This is a genomic window from Streptacidiphilus sp. PB12-B1b, from assembly GCF_014084125.1.
In the GTDB taxonomy this organism is placed as follows: domain Bacteria; phylum Actinomycetota; class Actinomycetes; order Streptomycetales; family Streptomycetaceae; genus Streptacidiphilus.
Map to the genome: position 1 here is coordinate 868,080 of NZ_CP048405.1, position 15,339 is coordinate 883,418.

A 15,339-nucleotide genomic window follows, 5' to 3' on the forward strand; every position below is an offset into this window, starting at 1 on the left:
ACCGGGCGGATCCGAGGTCGGCGCAAGGCGCGTCCGGATCGGTCCCGGCCTAGAGGGCTCTTCATGTGGGCGAATTGCCGCTTACGGGTTCTCGGGTCAGACCGGAGCCGATGACTCACGAGCACGTAAGAGGTAGTCGCCCCAGGGGGCTTGGACCACGATCATCATCGGTGATCAGGTGACAGGTGGCGACAAGGCCCTCATTCTGACACGTACGAGATGGCCTGCGGCAATGCGTCGGCACTGGTACTGGTGTGCGCCTGCTGGAGCACCGCAGTGTGGGCCGAAGAACCTGCGACGACGGCGCTCATGGCCCGAGCGTGAACTCGCCCTCAGCCTCAACGGATTGCAGGATCGTACCGAGCGCCGCCCTGGAGGTGATGCCCAGCCTCGGGAACATCCGGTACAGGTGGCTGGCGACGGTTCTGTGCGACATGAACAGGCGGTCGCCGATCTCCTTGTTGCTCAGGCCCGCAGCCGCAAGTCGCGCGATCTTGAGTTCCCGCGCCGTCAGGAGCTGCTGGCCGCCGAGGTCCGTGCCCGGCGGAACCAGGCCGACGGCACGCAGTCCTGTAGCGGCACGTTGTGCCCAGGTCGGCGCGCCCAGTCGGCGGAAGTCGTCGTGGGCGGCGGCGAGGTGGACGCGCGCCTGGCCCACCGCCCGCATGCGCCGTAGGCGCTCGCCCGCCAGCAGGCGCACCCGGGCCCGGTCGAACGGGCACCGCCCGGCATCCTCGCCCGCCAGCGCCAGCTCGAACAGGGCCGACGCCTCTTCGTCCGGCGCGGTCATCGCCATTGCCGCGGTGGACAGCAAAGCCATGCGCGGCGACGACGCCATCAGGCTGGCCTGCCTGATGGCGTGCGCATACACGTCGGCTTCCTCGCGTCGGTCCGCGCGCAGCGCGGCTTCGACGAAGTCGAGCAGCGCCCACGCGGCGAACGGCTCGGCAGAGGCCAAGTCCCCGGCCGGGGTGAACCTGGAAGCCTGCTGATATGCCCCGAGGAAGTCCGACTGGGCGAGAGCCGCCAGGACGCAGGCGTACTGAGCGCCGACGAGCAGGGAGGTGAGTCCTCGCGGCGCCGCCCACCCTGCGATCTCGTCGGCGATGGCCCGGGCCGTCGTGGCGTCGCCGCGGCCGGCCGCCACGACTGCCAGGACGGTCTGCGCCTGTCGGCGAAGCAACTGGTAGCCCTCGGCGGCGCACTGGTCCGCGGTGGTCCTGGCGAGTCGATCGGCCTCGTCCCACTGTCCGGTCTGGTACGCCTCGAAGGCGAGCAGGATGCTGGCCTGTACGCCCGGCACGCCGAAGCGGCCGACGGGATCAGTGCACGCGATACTGCGCAGGGCGTGCCGACTGTCGGACAGGTTGCCGAAGAAGGCCGACACGCCGGCGATCCGTACGATCTCAGCCGGTCCGGCCCGACCGTCGAGCGACTCGATCTGTCCGCGCAGCCAGCCGGGCGCGGCAGCCGGGTCCAGGACGCCGCGCAAGTCAGTCCGCACACTCGGCGTGAACAGTGCGCCTGAGTCGGCGATATAGCGTTCGAGGGACTCCCGGTGCCCCGGCCGAGCACTGAGTTGGCAGGCCGCTACGAGGCTCCAGAGGATCTCCTCGGCGCCGACCCGTCCGACGCCCTCGTCGTGCACGCCCTCGGCTGCCCGCAGCAGCATGCGGTAGGCAGCCGACACGTCCCCGTCCTCGTGGAGCAGCGCGAGGGCGTTCTGGAGCTGAGTCTCGGCTGCTGAGGCAAGCCTGGAGCGGCCACGCCGGATGTCCGCGGGTAGCGTCGCGTCCGTACGCAGGCCACCAGTGGCGTTCTCGGCGGGGCGCACAGCGTTCTCGCCGCGTACCTCACCGTCCGCCGCCAGTTCCAGCGCGGCACGCCGCAGGCCCGGATACAGGAAGAGCAGCTGGGCCGCGACCTCATCCACGAGGGCGCGCACGGCAGCCGGATCCTGGTCGTGCCCCGTTGGCCCAGGCGGCCCTGGGGGGTGGCCACAGGACAGGCAGAATCCGCGTTCAGGGGGAGAGGAATCCGGCTCAACACTCCTGCCAGGGGCCGCAGAGCAGGTCTCGGACGCGTGTCCCCAATCGTTGGTTCGGGTCATGGTCATGGGCTCACGCCGGGATTGGTTGCGATACCGCGATCCGGCGATCCGGATCCGGGATGCCGCACTCGGGGCACCTGTGAGCGCGAGCCGAGATGTACCGGAGTTCTCATCAGCCTCATCCTCTTCCGCCTGCCCCGTTCAACCTTGTTCTCCAGCGAACCAGGGTTCTCCCGCGGTGCACACGAAGATCCATAGGCAGAACTGACGACCCGAACTGCCGATGCGGGCGGACGGCCTGGAGCCACTGGCTGCCGAGGGCAGTCCCGTGTGGTGAGGAGGGCGTCTGCGGCCGACGAAGTCGGGTTGCTGCGACCGCCAGTCAAACCGCAGTCAATCGGCTGATGACCCGTGGAGACCGTCGGGGCAGGCTGATCCTCGACATCCGCCCCGGACCGGCGGACCGCCCGCGGGCGGACCACCCGGCTCTTGGCCCACCCGCCCAGGGCGCCTCATCCGAGGAGAGACCATGAACACGCAACAGCTTGCCGCATCCGTCGTCCAAGGCATTTCGCCGGGGCACGCCTCGACCCCGGTCGGGCTGCTGCAGGGGCGCCTGCACGCTCTGAACGACCTGTACCTGACTCTCAAGCACGCCCACTGGAACCTGGTCGGCCCCAACTTCATCGCTGTCCACGAGCTGCTGGACGCGCAGGCGGACGCGGTGCGTGTGATGACCGATGACGTCGCCGAGCGGATCGCCACCCTTGGCGGAGTCGCGCAGGGAACCGCAGGCGCGCTGGTCGCCGAGCGGCCGTGGGACGACTACGGCATCGGCCGCGCCGACACCAGCATCCACTTGAGCGCCCTCGACGCCTCGTACACGCGTGTCATCGAGGGCACGCGCGAAGCTGTCACCGTGTCAGGCATGAACGAGCCCGTGACCGAGGATCTGTTGATCGGCCAACTGCGGGGCCTGGAGGAGTGCCAGTGGCTCGTGCGGGCGCATCTGGCGACGGGCGCGGACCGACCCGCCGGCAGCACCGCGGCGAAGTCCGGCGGCTGACGCGAGCCCCGGGTGCGCTGACGATGACCCGACCTGCCCAACGCCGGCCAGAGCGGCGCCGGTGCAGCCCTGCGGTGATCCGTTGGCGCGATGCTGGTCAGTCGTCCGCGCCGGAGCGTCGGAACATGCGCCGGTACGCGGTGGGGGTGGTGCCGAGGTGGTCGCGGAAGCGTGCCCGCAGGTTGGTGCTGCTGCCCAGGCCCGTCTGGTCGGCGATCTGCTCAACGCTCAGGGTGGTGGCTTCGAGCAGTTCACGGGCGTGGTCGATGCGGGCGGTCAGCACCCACTGGTGCGGGGTGGCGCCGGTCTCCTGACGCCACATCCGCACGAGCGTGCGAGTGGAGATGCGGGCGTGACGGGCGAGGATGTCCAGGGTGAGCGGCTCGTCGAGATGCTGCAGGGCCCAGTCGCGGGTGGCCGAGAGGGTGTGCGCGGTGGGCTCGGGCAGCGACCGGGCGATGTACTGAGCCTGGCCGCCGTCGCGGTGCGGTGCGGCGACCAGTTCGCGGGCGATCTCGTTGGCGGCTGCCGCGCCCAGGTCCTTGCGCACGAGGTACAGGCACAGGTCGATCCCGGCGGTCACGCCGGCGGAGGTCAGTATCTGTCCGTCGTCGATGTAGAGGACGTTGCGGTCCACGCTCACCTGCGGGTGGAGGTCCTCCAGGTCGTCGGCGCTGGCCCAGTGCGTCGTCACGGTGCGGCCGTTGAGAAGTCCTGCGGCGGCCAGGGTGAACGCGCCCGTGCAGATCGAGGCGATCCGCGCCCCGCGCCGGTAGGCGAGTTTGAGGGCCGCGAGGACCTCGGGGGCGGGCGGACGGCGGTAGTCCCAGTACCCCGGCACGATGATGGTGTCCGCTCGCGCCAGCGCGGGCAGTCCGGCGCTCACACCCACGGTGAAGCCGGTGCTGGTGACCACGTTGCCGCGCGTGACGCCGCAGACGGTCATCTCGTAGGGAGTCCCGGGCCGGGGGTTGAAGATCTGCGTGGGGATGCCCAGGTCGATGGGCAGCACGGCGGGCAGTGCCAGGACCGCGACGCGATGAGGTGCCATGGCGGGAATCCTACGTCCGTAGTACTCCAGCCATCCGACGCCCCCGCATCGGCGCACATCCGATGGCGTTCCGCCTTGCTGGCCCAGGGCCGTGCGGTCGGCGAAGGGCATGGTGCGGCTTGAGGGAAAGCTGTCCCGAAAATTATGGAGGGTGGCAATCAGGACAGTGGTTGATCAACGAGGACCCCAGCAGGATGGGGCGTGGCCGAGACGGGCGGAACGCGGGCCGTGACGCGGTGGCGACGTCGAATCGCCGCCGCAGGATTCCGACGGGAGAACGACATGACTGGTTACACGCCGATAGGGCGCTACTTCGAGGTCGAGGGCGGTCGGCTGTACGGGCACGTACGTGAGGGCAGCGGACCGGCCCTGGTCTTTCTGCACTACTGGGGCGGCTCACACCGCACCTGGCGGCCCGTGATCGAACACCTCAATGCCGGGCAGGCGTTCGTCTCGACCGACCACCGGGGGTGGGGCCGGTCCACCGCGGTCCCCGGCCCCTACGGGATCGAGCAGCTCGCCGACGACGCGCAAAGCGTCATCGACGCGCTCGGCTGCAGCGAGTACGTCGTGGTGGGCCACTCCATGGGCGGCAAGACAGCCCAGGTCCTGGCCTCGCGTCAGCCCTCCGGCCTGCGCGGCGTCGTGCTCGTCGCACCCGCGCCGCCCGCGCCGGTGGGCATCACCGCCCACTTCCAGGACGTCCTGTCGCATGCCTACGACACCGCTGAGAGCGTGGAACAGGGCATCGACCAGGTGCTGACCGTCAGCGCTCTGCCCGAGGAGCTGCGGCAGCAGGTCGTCGAGGACAGCCTGCGCCCGGCCGAGGACGCCCGACTGGCCTGGCCGCGCCAAGGCCTGGTCGAGGACTTCTCCGGCGTCGTCGGCACCATCGGCGTTCCCGTGCTGGTCCTGGCCGGCAGCCACGACCAGGTCGACCCGCCGCAGGTCCTGCGGGAGCACCTGCTGCCGCTGATCCCCACCGCCACCCTCACCGAGCTGCACCACACCGGCCACCTCTCCCCGCTGGAGGTACCCGACCAGGTCGCCGCGCACATCAGCTCGTTCGTCGCCGCGATATCCGCGGCGTAGGGAGCGCGGTCGTTCGATTCACGCTGCCGGCCCCGGTCACACCCGCACATGATCGCAACCACTGCACAGTGGTCGCCCCGCTCGGCGGAAGGCCGCCGGAGGGGAATCGACTGACACCCGTGCCCTCGGTGCGCAGCGGTACGGCGGCCAACCCATCCACTGACTGTCCACAAAGGAGCGCATCTCATGGCAGGCAAGGCCAGCATCGTCTTCGTCCACGGGCTCTGGGCCGACGGCTCGTGCTTCAACAAGCTCATTCCCGCACTCCAGGCCGAGGGGCACGAGGTATTCGCCACGCAGCACGGCCTCAACTCGCTGGAGAGCGACGTAGCGTGCGTCACCTTCACGCTCAACCACATGCCGGGCCCGATCGTGCTCGTCGGGCACTCCTACGGAGGGACCCTGATCACCAAGGCGGGCACCCACGACCGTGTCGGCGCGCTGGTATACATCGCCGCGCTCAGCCCGGACGAGACCGAGACCTCCCAGCAGCAGCAGGAACAGTTCCCCGCCACACCCGTCTTCGAACACATCGAGGTCGCCGACGGGCGCCTGTGGCTCAAGGCATCAGGCATTCAGGACTTCGCCGGCGACCTGCCCGAAGCGGAGCAGAAACTCGTTCTGGCGACCGGGGCCGTGCCGGATGCGGACCTGTTCAACCAGCAGGTCCCCGGCACCGCCTGGAAGACCAAGCCGAGCTGGTACATCGTCGCCAACGACGACCGCACCGTGAACCCCGACCTGGAACGCTTCGCCGCCGAGCGCATGGGAGCGAAGACCTACGACGTCGACAGCAGCCACGTCCCCATGCTGTCGCACCCGGACTTCGTCCTCGACGTGATCCGCGAAGCCGCGAAGTCCCTTGAGGCGTAGTCCGGGCGCACCCGGCCCGGCGACCCTCCGAACCCGAAGCCCCCAAGCAAGAGGGAGAACAGCAGTGAGATCCTTCGGACTCAGGTCCGCGAAGGTGGTCATCCTTTCCTTCGCCGTGCTTCTGGCCACCATGATCGGAACGGCCGGACCAGCCGCAGCGGATGTCGGCCCTGGACAGGTCGCCCACATCTACATGGAGCTCGACAACAGGCCGGGCAGCAGCGCCGCCGCTGGCTACAGCGCCTTCATCAACAGCCTGCGCAGTGCTGCGGGCCATGCTTTCCGCGGCGGCACGTACATCGCCCAGAGCAACGCGGGCGGCATCATCCGGGCCGATATCAATGCGACCGGTGGCACCAGTCCGCTCCCCCTGACGCTGTGGATCGATCCGCAGAACCTCTACGTGCTCGGCTTCACGAACGCGAACAACCAGACGCTCTACTTCAACGACCTGAGTCCCGCCGCCGTCGACCTGGTGACCGGCGGCGCCCTTGCCCAGGGTTTCCACGGGGGGTTCCAGAGGCTCCCGTTCGACAGCAACTACGACGGCCTCAGCGCGGCCGCCGGACGCGGCCGTGGTGCGATGCCGATCTCCATGAACGACGTCTACTCGTCCGTCGCCAGCCTCGCCACCACGACATCCGGCAACCTCGCCACCAGTTCACAGCCCGCCGCCCGCTCCCTGATGCTCCTGATCCAGGTGACGTCGGAAGCAGCGCGGTTCAGCAATGTCTACGGGATCATGTCGGAGGCCCTGGGCACGCCCGACTCGCGGGGCGGTCTCCCGACGCAGGAGCAGAACCTCGAAAACAACTGGGCGGCCATGTCCGGCTACGGGGTGTCCGTCAGCAACAACAGTACGACCCGGCCCGTGACGATCGTCGGAGCCGGTGCCGCCGACAGCGACGGTCACCCGACCAACCTCGTCCTCCACTCGTGGAGCGATCTCGCCCGGTACGTCGGGATCCTCCTCGGCAACCGCGCCAACGCGGGCGGTCCGAACCACACCGAGCTGTAGACCTCGCGCTCGAACCGCGCCGCACCCGCCCCGGGCACCGCCACGGCGATCCCCACCACCGGGATTCCTCGGTTGCCCGGCCGGGCGGCCGGCCCGGGGCGCCCGTTGGCCGGCACCCATCCCGCACCCGTCAAGGAGCTCCTCCATGCCACCGACCAAGGTCATTGCCATACCGGTGCTCGGCCGGCACGTCGTCAACGCCTATCTGCTGCTCGGCAAGCGACCGGTCATCGTCGACGCCGGAACGCCCGGCAGCGGCCAACTGATCCACGACCAGGTCGCCGCCCACGGTGTGGACCCCAAGGACGTCAGCCTGATCGTCGTCACCCACGGCCACGTCGACCACTTCGGCTCCGCCGCGGAGCTCAGCCGACTCACCGGCGCACCGATCGCCGGACACGTCGCCGACCTGGGCATCTACCGAGCGGGCCGGGTGAGCGAGCCCTACCTGCCCATCGGGCTGTTCGGGCACCTCTTCGCCCGCACCTCCCGGGTGCGCGAAACCACCGAACCGTTCGACCCGAACGTGCTCATCCGAGGCGAGACGCACCTGGCGGACTTCGGCGTCGAGGCACGCATCATGCCCACCCCGGGCCACACGCCCGGCTCCGTCTCCGTCCTGACCGACAACGGCGACCTGGTGGCCGGAGACCTCGTGGCCACCCCGCTCCTGGGCCTGGTCAAGGGGCGACCCGCCAACCCGCCCTTCCACGACGACCGCCTCGGCAATCTGGCCAGCCTGCGCGAGATGCTGGCCCTGCGTCCCACGAAGATCCACGTCGGACACGGCGCCCCCCTCGACCCGGAACGGGTGGACCGCTGGGCGGCCGCAGAGCAGCGACGACTCGACCGCCTCGTGGCACGGGGACGCCTGCGCGCTCCGGACGGGGAAGGACTGTGAGCAGCTGCAGACGCCACACCCGTCGCCATCAGGCGAGCTGTACCCGGTGAGGTGCTCCGCCTGCGGCGAGGCGCGCAGCCGCCGGGCGATGTCGCACGCGCCGGTCCCGGTGATGCCGTTGCAGCCCAGATAGAGTGTGTGCACGTCGCTGGTGAGGACGTGCTCGGTGACGGTCGCCGCGCCCCGGTCGCCGAGCCCGTCGGTGCCCAGCAGCAGGTGCCGGGCGGGCGCCGGGGAGCCGTCACCGGCCCGGGGCGGCAGCGCGGCGGCAACCAACGCCCCTTCCGGGCCGAGTTGCTGCTTGCACAGGTCGAGCCGCCCGCCCGGTAGGGCACTGCCGGTGGGGAAGTCGAGGCGCTCGCCGACGGGCCGACCGGACCGCAACCAGGCCGGCAGCGGCTCCAGATCGGCCAGCGGACGGAAGCCCGCAGAGGGGTGCGCCGCCTCGGCGGATGCCGGGTCGCCGGTCACCATGGAGCCTCCTGGTAGTCCTTGAGGAACACCCCTGCCAGCGGATGGCCGGCCTCGCCGCGCACGATCGGGTCGTACACGCGGGCGGCGCCGTCCACGATGTCCAGCGGGGTGCGGAAACCCCGGTCGGCGATCCGGGCCTTGCGCGGTGCCGGGTTCTCGTCGGTGATCCAGCCGGTGTCGACGGCGCACATGTGCACGCCCAGCGCGGCCAGATCGGCGGCGCTGGTGCGGGTGAGCATGTTGAGCGCGGCCTTGGCCATGTTGGTGTGCGGGTGGCGTCCGGTCTTGTTGCGGACGGCGAACCTGCCTTCCACGGCGGTGACGTTGACGATGTAGCGGCTCGGGTGCGGGGAGGCCAGCAGCAGCGGCAGTAGCCGGTCGCACAGCAGGGCCGGGGCCAGGGCGTTGACGAAGTGCGTCTCCAGCATCTCGGCCGGGTCCAGCCCGCCGAGCTGTGCGGACCAGGAGTTCTCCGGGGCGGTGTCCGGGAGCAACCCGGCCTCGTCCACCTCGCGCGGCAGGGTGGGCACCGGCAGGGACGGCGTTGACGTCCCGAGTGCCGGGACCGGGACCGGGGTCAGTGCCGGGGCCGGGGCCGGGGCCGTGCCCGGGGCGGCCGGGAGGCCGAAGCCGGGGGCGTGCCGCACCAACTGCCGTACGCCCGGCGGCAGCGGAGCCCGCTCGGCGGCGGTCAGCGGTGCGTACGCCTCGGGCGGTCGGCGGACGGTCTGCGCGGCGTTGTTGATCAGGATGTCCAACGGCTGCTGCTCGGAGCGCAGTTGCTCGCACAGGCCGAGCACCTGGCGCGGGTCGCGCAGGTCGATGCCGACCACGCGCAGCCGGTCCAGCCACTGCGCGCTGTCGGGCACTGCCTGGAACCGGCGGACCGCGTCGTGCGGGAATCGGGAGGTGACGATGAGCTCGGCGCCGTCGCGCAGCAGCATCAGCGCCAGCTGGAACCCGATCTTCACCCTGCCGCCGGTGAGCAGGGCCTGGCGGCCGCGCAGATCGGTGGAGAGGGCCCGGCGGGTGGCGTTGTCGGCCGCGCAGCCGGGGCAGAGCTGATGGTAGAAGCCGTCGACCTGCCGGTACGTCGTCTTGCAGACGTAGCAGCGGCGTGGACGGCGCAGCTCGCCGACGGCGGTGCCGGTGGGCGGCGGCGTCAGCGGCGCGTCCTCGCGGCGGTCCGTGCCGCCGGTGGCGGTGGCGGTGACCAGGACGGCGTCGGCCGCCGCGTCGGCTTGGCGCCGGGTGCGGCGGCGGGCCTGTCGGCCGTCGCGGACGAAGGACTCGGCGGTGCGCTCGGCGCGCAGCCGCAACGGATGGTTCGGGTCGAGCCGGCGCAGGCGCCGGACGGTGCGCGCGAAGGCGTCCAACTCGGCATCGGTGGGCGGGCCGTCCCCGGCGGGCACGCCGCCCTCGGCCGGGCTCGGCGGAAGGGTGTCCGCGTGGCCGGCGGGGTCGGTGCTGCCCATGTGTCATGCCCCCTGTGCCGGCCGGCTGCCTGTCGAGGTGGTCCGGTCGGATTCGAACCGACGTGTCCTGCATGCCATGCAGGTGCGCCTGCCTCTGCGCTACGGACCAGAAGACCCTCCGGACGGTCGGATTCGAACCGACGTCTCCGCGTTGAATGCGCGGCGCGCCTGCCTCTGCGCTACGCCCGGACGGTCGGGACGAGCCTAGCGATCTTCATCGGCGCGTGCCGAGCAATTACGTCCCGCCCGCCACGGCGTCTAGTTGACCGAGGCCGGGGAGAACCAGTCCTGGCTGGCGGCCATGTGCAGCACCTCGTCCTGGGTGAGCAGCGGGGCGGTGGTGACCTTCGTCGGGCTGTGGAACGACGAGAGGACGGTGATGACCGCCACGCGGGTGTCGGGGTAGGTGACGGCCACGGTGATGCTGGGGCCGTTCCAGGGCGCCGTGTTCGGGCCGGTCGCCCCGGACGGGGCCTGCGTGCTGATCAGGGCGGTTGCGCCGCCGGGCAGTTGGAGCGTCCGGCAGCCGGAGCCCCGCGCGACCGTGCCGACAGGCGGTGTCGTGCAGTGCGTGGCGGTGGAGAAGGGCACCGGGGCACGGCTGCGGGACGGGTCGTGTGTGACCACGCTCAGGTAGCCCGTGCTCCCGTGGCGGCTGAACGTGTAGTACGTGCCGCGGGTGGAGGTGTCGGCGGGTACCGCCGTTCCCGGGGGCAGGCCGGTCGGGGAGCGGGTGGCGAAGACCATCGGGCGCAGGCCGGTCACATCGCCCGGCAGCAGCGCGCCGACCGGATAGTACGCGTTCCGCTGGGCCTGCAGTCCGGCGGCTGCGACCGTCCCCTTCCCGTGCGAACCCGGCAGGTCCGGCCCCATGGACACCCCGGCCGCCAGCGCCAGGACGCAGGCCGTGCCCGCCAGCGCGGCCCCTGCCCGCCGCCTGCGCCGCCGCGCCCGGGCCTCGGCCAGGACGGCGGCCGTCACGTCGGCGGTCGGCGCGGCGAGGCCGCTGACCGCGTGGGTCAGCAGGCCGTGGAGCGGGAGCCCGATGCCGTCCGATGCGGTGGTCCGGTCGTCGTTCATGACAGCGCTCCGATCGTGTGGGTGGGGTCCAGCTGTTCCGGCAGGAGCCCGTCGCGCAGGGCCGGGCCGAGGGCGGTGCGCAGCGTGGCCATGGCACGCGCGGTGTGGCTCTTGACGGTTCCCTCGCTGATGCTCAGTACGTCGGCGGTGGCCTGGACGCTGAGGTCCTCCCAGAACCGCAGCACCACCACCGCCCGCTGCCGTGGCGGCAGTTGCTGCAGTGCCTGGCGTACGGCCAGGCCCAGGTCGGCGTCCGGGACGGCTCCGGCGGTGTCGGGGAGGTCCGCGTACGGGTGTTCCCGGCGCCACAGCCGGCGGCGGGAGCTGATGAAGGTGCTGTGCAGCGTCCGCCGGGTGTAGGCGTCCAGGCTGTCGATCTGTTTCAGCCGGCGGCGGGCCAGGACGACTTTGACCAGGGTCGCCTGGACCAGGTCGTCGGCCTGGTGGGCGTCGCCGCACAGCAGGTAGGCGCTGCGCCGGAGCATGCTGTGCCGGGCGGCGATGTACTCGGCGAGCTGACTCTCGTCGTTCACTGCGGCAACCCCTCTCCGTGGCCCCGTCACGGGGCCTCACCCTCTAGAGAGCGCCGGGCGGCGCCCGGGGTTGTCACGGCGGGACGACTGTCGGCCGCCGGTCGGGTCCGGGCGGGGCCTGGATGGTTGGTCAGGGGTGGAGGGCGAGGGCGAGCAGGGTGCCGAGGATGAGGTAGGGGCCGAAGGGGATGGTGTCCTTGCGGCCCGCGCGGCGGGTGGCGAGCAGGGCGACGGAGGCGAGGGCGGCGGTGGCGAAGGCCAGGAAGCCGCCGGCGGCCACGGAGGTCCAGCCCAGCCAGCCGAGGAGCAGGCCGAGGAGGCCGACGAGTTTCACGTCGCCGAGCCCCAACGCCCCCGGGCTGAGCAGGGCCAGGGCGTAGAAGCCCACCGCCAGGGCCGCCATGGCGGCCAGCGCCCGCAGCAGCGAGCCGTGGTGACGGTCCGTCAACTGTGCTGCCAGCAGCGCGGCCAGTAGGACCGGGTACAGCCGCAGGGTGAGGACGTCGGGCAGCCGCTTCACACCGGCGTCGATCCAGGCCAGGGCTGTCAGCACCGGGGCCGCCGCCAGGTAGGCGATCACCGCCGGATGCGGGCCGACCCGCAGGGCGGACACCGCGCAGGCGGCCGCTGCCGACAGCGACAGCCACCACACCGCCGGGCCGAGGCAGCGCCCGCAGCCGGAGCAGCGTCCGCGCGGCAGCCCGGCCGGCGCCGCCCCGCAGTCCTGGCAGCGGGTGCGCCGCGGCTCGCCGCTCGGCACGGACAGGCTCCAGCAGGCCCGGGCCAGGAACGGACCGGACAGCGCACCGAAGGCGGCGCCCAGCCAGACGAGCAGGCCCATGTGCGTGTCCTCCCCTGCGGATGACGACTACGGGCTTGCCCATCCTGCCAGTCCGGCCCGGACGGCGTGGGTGGTCCGCTACAGGCTGTGGAGGGCGCCGCCGTCGACGGGGATCATGATGCCGGTGAGGTAGGAGGCGGCGGGGGAGAGGAGGAAGGCCGCGGTACGGCCGAACTCCTCCGGGCGGCCGTAGCGGCGGAGCGGGATCTGGGCCTCGTAGGCGGCGCGGGCCACGGCGGGGTTGTCGGAGAGGGAGTCGAGCTCCCGCACCCGCTCGGTCTCGATCCGCGCGGGCAGCAGGCCCAGCACCCGGATGCCGCGCGGGCCCAGCTCGTCCGCCAGGCTCTTGGCGGCCATGGCCAGGCCGGGGCGCAGGCCGTTGGAGATGCCCAGGGCGGCGATGGGCTCGCGGACCGAGCCGGAGAGCACGAAGCCGATGCTGCCGCCCTCGCCGAGCGCCGCCGCGACCGTACGGGCAAGCCGGACCGCGCCCAGGAAGACGCTCTCGAAGGAGCCCCGCCACTGCTCGTCGGTGACCGCCGTGACCGAACCGGCCGGGGGGCCGCCGGCGCTGATCAGCAGCCCGTCGAGCCGCCCGAAGCGCTCCAGCGCGGTGTCGACCAGCCGCTGGGCGGTGTCGGGGTCGGCGTTGTCGGCGGCCACGCCCAGCGCCGCCTCCGGGCCGCCGAGCTGCTCCACGGCGCGGTCGACGGACTCCTGCGAGCGTCCGGTGAGCACGACCCTGGCGCCGTCGGCGACCAGTTCCCGCGCGGTGGCGAAGCCGAGGCCGCGGCTGGCGGCGGTGAGCAGGTACACCCGGTCCTGAAGTCCTAGATCCATGAAGGCCATTGTGCCCGCACCGCCATGCTGCCGGGTCAGTGCTGCCGGTGCCGGTTCAGTGCTGCCAGGCGCGGACCCAGTCGACCTTCATCTCGGCGGAGTCCACGCCGACGGGCGGGGACTTGGGGAAGCCCACGGCGAGGTTGAGCAGCAGCTCCATCGGCACCCGGGGGATCAGCGCGGTGTCGGTCACCCGGTAGCGGGGCACGCCGTCGATGTACCAGGTGATGGAGTTCTTCTCCCAGTCCACCGCGAAGACGTGGTAGCCGGTGGTGTAGGGCTCCGGGCCCCACTGGACGGCGGAGTGGACGTCCTTGCCCTGCGCGTTGGTCCAGTGCAGGGTCATCTGCACCCGGGTGGAGGACTGGATGCCCTCCATGATGTCGATCTCCGGCGGGGTGGTCCGGGTGCCGGCGGGCATCATCCAGAAGCTGGGGAACATGCCCTTCTGCGCGGGTATCTGGATGGCGGCGGCTATATATCCGTACTCCAGGGTGAAATGCGGCGTCCCGTACCAGGACTGGCGGCCGGTGGAGGCCATGCCGGAGGTCCAGGAGTGCATCCTGCCGTCGGTGCCGTAGGTGGGGGTCTTGTCGGCGAACAGGTCGAGCGCGCCGTTCGCCACCGCGACCTGGCCCGGGAGGTACCACTCCAGCTCCCGGTGGCCGGCGTTGGTGCAGCCGTCGTCGTTCCAGTCGTAGCAGGTGACCCAGTCGTCGCCGTCGAGCCGGTCGCCGTCGAAGTCGTCCGAGAACACCAGGTTCCACGGGCCGGCCACCGGCGGGGCGGCGCGCAGCACGGACGGCGGGAGCATGGCCGTGGCGCTCGCGGAGGGGTGCGCGGCGGCGGTACGGGTCGGGGCGAGCGAGGGCAGGTCGCTGGGGAAGGCCGGGGCGGTGTGGACGCCCGAGGTGAGCGCGCCGCAGGCGGTGGTGAGCAGGACCATCCCGACGACTGCGATCCGTCCGAATCGAATCCCGGCCACAGCCAGCCACCCCACTGTTCCCACACGTGAACTGAACGCCCAGCCAGCGCTTGTAACAGCTTGTCCTACCGGTGTCCCGGGGACAACACTCGCAGGGCACCGGCTTGGACGCGGGCCGTTTGTGTGCGACCTGTGCGTCGTCGCAGGTCGTGGATATTTCCGGAATTCGCCTCGGTTCTGCCACAGCTCGGTACCCGGCCGTGACACGGGCGATCCGGGGCAGGAGGCTGACAACAGAGGCATCGTTCGCATGCCTCTCCTGACGCTCGACCTGAGTGCTCGCCATCGGGAGGCAGCCATGAACACCACCACCGTCCACCGCGCGCGGACCCGCTCCGGGAGCTCCCGGCTGGCGGTCCTGGCACTGGGCACCGCCACCGCCGCGCTCGCGCTGTCGGCCTGCTCCGGCACCAGCAGCACCGGCGGGAGCAGCGGCACGAGCGGGGGCTCCTCCGCGTCCTCGGCCGCCGGGGCGGCGTCGGGCGCGGTCGGCGGGAGCGGGACGTCGGGCTCCACCGGCGGGTCGGGCTCCACCGCAGGGACCGGCAGCGGTTCGACCGGGGGTTCGACGACCGGCAGCTCGACGGGCGGTTCGACCGGTGGCTCGGCGGCGGGCGCCGCGGTGCAGCGCGGCGCCTGTACCAGCAGCCAGCTGAGCGTGGCCCAGGAGAACCCGAGCGTGGGCGCCGGGCAGTACTACTCCACGCTGGTGTTCACCAACAAGTCCGGCACCTCCTGCACCATGGCCGGCTACCCCGGCGTCTCCTACGTCATCGCCAACGGGGTGCAGTCGGGCAACCCGGCGGCCCGCAGCGGCGGCACCGTCGCCACCGTGACCCTGCAGCCGGGCGGTACGGCCAGCGCGGTGCTGCATGACAGCAACGGCATCTCCGGATACACCCCGCAGCAGTGCGACCTCACCACCGCGCAGGGCCTGCGGATATACCCGCCGAACGAGAAGGCCGCGCTGTTCCTGCCGTGGAGCCACCAGCACTGCGCGGGTCTGAGCATCAACCCGCTCTCCATCGGCCCGGTCACCAAGTAGCGGCGGCAAGGCAGC

The 15,339-nt window shown here is 71.6% G+C and carries 15 protein-coding genes and 2 tRNA genes; 7 read left to right on the top strand and 10 right to left on the bottom strand.

All coding sequences use genetic code 11. The features are described from left to right. Positions 1-307: 307 nt before the first annotated feature. The gene (locus GXW83_RS04040; RefSeq protein WP_182441529.1) at positions 308-1,945 is read right to left on the bottom strand and encodes a LuxR family transcriptional regulator; all 1,638 of its coding nucleotides are present in this window, start codon (positions 1,943-1,945) and stop codon (positions 308-310) included. A 634-nt stretch (positions 1,946-2,579) separates the two neighbouring features. Between GXW83_RS04040 and GXW83_RS04045 the strand changes: the two genes are divergently transcribed. After that, a complete protein-coding gene (locus GXW83_RS04045; protein WP_182441530.1) occupies positions 2,580-3,116 on the top strand; it encodes a Dps family protein in 537 nt (178 codons plus the stop codon). Positions 3,117-3,213: 97 nt separating this feature from the next. Here GXW83_RS04045 and GXW83_RS04050 read toward each other — a convergent pair whose 3' ends face one another. Beyond that, positions 3,214-4,167 carry a GlxA family transcriptional regulator gene (locus GXW83_RS04050; RefSeq protein WP_182441531.1) on the bottom strand — a complete coding sequence of 318 codons (954 nt, stop codon included), beginning with the start codon at positions 4,165-4,167 and terminating at the stop codon, positions 3,214-3,216. 282 nt (positions 4,168-4,449) lie between these two features. Between GXW83_RS04050 and GXW83_RS04055 the strand changes: the two genes are divergently transcribed. The 5 genes from GXW83_RS04055 to GXW83_RS04075 all read left to right on the top strand — a co-directional run bounded on the left by GXW83_RS04055 (position 4,450) and on the right by GXW83_RS04075 (position 8,381). After that, entirely contained in the window at positions 4,450-5,259 is an 810-nt protein-coding gene (locus tag GXW83_RS04055; protein ID WP_182441532.1) for an alpha/beta fold hydrolase, read from the top strand. Positions 5,260-5,445: 186 nt separating this feature from the next. Further along, positions 5,446-6,132: an alpha/beta fold hydrolase gene (locus GXW83_RS04060; protein WP_182441533.1), complete on the top strand. Its 687-nt coding sequence runs from the start codon at positions 5,446-5,448 to the stop codon at positions 6,130-6,132. A 94-nt stretch (positions 6,133-6,226) separates the two neighbouring features. Beyond that, positions 6,227-7,150 (top strand): ribosome-inactivating family protein, encoded by a 924-nt coding sequence (locus GXW83_RS04065; RefSeq protein WP_182441534.1) that lies wholly within the window; start codon positions 6,227-6,229, stop codon positions 7,148-7,150. Positions 7,151-7,295: 145 nt separating this feature from the next. Further along, positions 7,296-8,051 (top strand): MBL fold metallo-hydrolase, encoded by a 756-nt coding sequence (locus GXW83_RS04070; protein ID WP_182441535.1) that lies wholly within the window; start codon positions 7,296-7,298, stop codon positions 8,049-8,051. Between the two features lie 138 nt (positions 8,052-8,189). Beyond that, a complete protein-coding gene (locus GXW83_RS04075; protein ID WP_182441536.1) occupies positions 8,190-8,381 on the top strand; it encodes a hypothetical protein in 192 nt (63 codons plus the stop codon). Between the two features lie 137 nt (positions 8,382-8,518). On the opposite strand, the gene GXW83_RS04080 is transcribed toward GXW83_RS04075, so the two are convergent. The 8 genes from GXW83_RS04080 to GXW83_RS04115 form a co-directional block, all read right to left on the bottom strand. Beyond that, positions 8,519-10,000 (bottom strand): SDR family NAD(P)-dependent oxidoreductase, encoded by a 1,482-nt coding sequence (locus GXW83_RS04080; protein WP_182441537.1) that lies wholly within the window; start codon positions 9,998-10,000, stop codon positions 8,519-8,521. Between the two features lie 37 nt (positions 10,001-10,037). Beyond that, a tRNA-Ala gene (locus GXW83_RS04085) sits at positions 10,038-10,109 on the bottom strand. 8 nt (positions 10,110-10,117) lie between these two features. Further along, positions 10,118-10,189, bottom strand: a tRNA-Glu gene (locus tag GXW83_RS04090). Positions 10,190-10,258: 69 nt separating this feature from the next. Further along, on the bottom strand, positions 10,259-11,080 hold the full coding sequence (locus GXW83_RS04095; RefSeq protein WP_182441538.1) for a hypothetical protein: 822 nt from the start codon (positions 11,078-11,080) through the stop codon (positions 10,259-10,261). Continuing rightward, complete coding sequence (locus GXW83_RS04100; protein WP_225446743.1) at positions 11,077-11,613, bottom strand: SigE family RNA polymerase sigma factor; 537 nt, start codon at positions 11,611-11,613, stop codon at positions 11,077-11,079. Before GXW83_RS04100 ends, GXW83_RS04095 begins: the two co-directional genes overlap by 4 nt. A 130-nt stretch (positions 11,614-11,743) precedes the next feature. Then, positions 11,744-12,454, bottom strand: coding sequence for a prepilin peptidase (locus tag GXW83_RS04105; RefSeq protein ID WP_182441539.1), 711 nt, complete (start codon positions 12,452-12,454; stop codon positions 11,744-11,746). A gap of 78 nt (positions 12,455-12,532) precedes the next feature. Continuing rightward, positions 12,533-13,294 carry an SDR family oxidoreductase gene (locus GXW83_RS04110; RefSeq protein ID WP_182441540.1) on the bottom strand — a complete coding sequence of 254 codons (762 nt, stop codon included), beginning with the start codon at positions 13,292-13,294 and terminating at the stop codon, positions 12,533-12,535. 55 nt (positions 13,295-13,349) lie between these two features. Beyond that, positions 13,350-14,279: a family 16 glycosylhydrolase gene (locus GXW83_RS04115; protein WP_182441541.1), complete on the bottom strand. Its 930-nt coding sequence runs from the start codon at positions 14,277-14,279 to the stop codon at positions 13,350-13,352. 298 nt (positions 14,280-14,577) lie between these two features. Between GXW83_RS04115 and GXW83_RS04120 the strand changes: the two genes are divergently transcribed. Further along, positions 14,578-15,324, top strand: a complete 747-nt coding sequence (locus GXW83_RS04120; protein WP_182441542.1) for a DUF4232 domain-containing protein — start codon at positions 14,578-14,580, stop codon at positions 15,322-15,324. The last annotated feature ends 15 nt before the right edge of the window (positions 15,325-15,339 follow it).

Excerpts from the sequence above, each read along its gene's own strand:
- GXW83_RS04045 (WP_182441530.1), top strand. The coding sequence starts at position 2,580 with ATGAACACGCAACAGCTTGCCGCATCCGTCGTCCAAGGCATTTCGCCG.
- GXW83_RS04050 (WP_182441531.1), bottom strand. The coding sequence starts at position 4,167 with ATGGCACCTCATCGCGTCGCGGTCCTGGCACTGCCCGCCGTGCTGCCC.
- GXW83_RS04055 (WP_182441532.1), top strand. The coding sequence starts at position 4,450 with ATGACTGGTTACACGCCGATAGGGCGCTACTTCGAGGTCGAGGGCGGT.
- GXW83_RS04060 (WP_182441533.1), top strand. The coding sequence starts at position 5,446 with ATGGCAGGCAAGGCCAGCATCGTCTTCGTCCACGGGCTCTGGGCCGAC.
- GXW83_RS04070 (WP_182441535.1), top strand. The coding sequence starts at position 7,296 with ATGCCACCGACCAAGGTCATTGCCATACCGGTGCTCGGCCGGCACGTC.
- GXW83_RS04080 (WP_182441537.1), bottom strand. The coding sequence starts at position 10,000 with ATGGGCAGCACCGACCCCGCCGGCCACGCGGACACCCTTCCGCCGAGC.
- GXW83_RS04095 (WP_182441538.1), bottom strand. The coding sequence starts at position 11,080 with ATGAACGACGACCGGACCACCGCATCGGACGGCATCGGGCTCCCGCTC.
- GXW83_RS04105 (WP_182441539.1), bottom strand. The coding sequence starts at position 12,454 with ATGGGCCTGCTCGTCTGGCTGGGCGCCGCCTTCGGTGCGCTGTCCGGT.
- GXW83_RS04110 (WP_182441540.1), bottom strand. The coding sequence starts at position 13,294 with ATGGATCTAGGACTTCAGGACCGGGTGTACCTGCTCACCGCCGCCAGC.
- GXW83_RS04120 (WP_182441542.1), top strand. The coding sequence starts at position 14,578 with ATGAACACCACCACCGTCCACCGCGCGCGGACCCGCTCCGGGAGCTCC.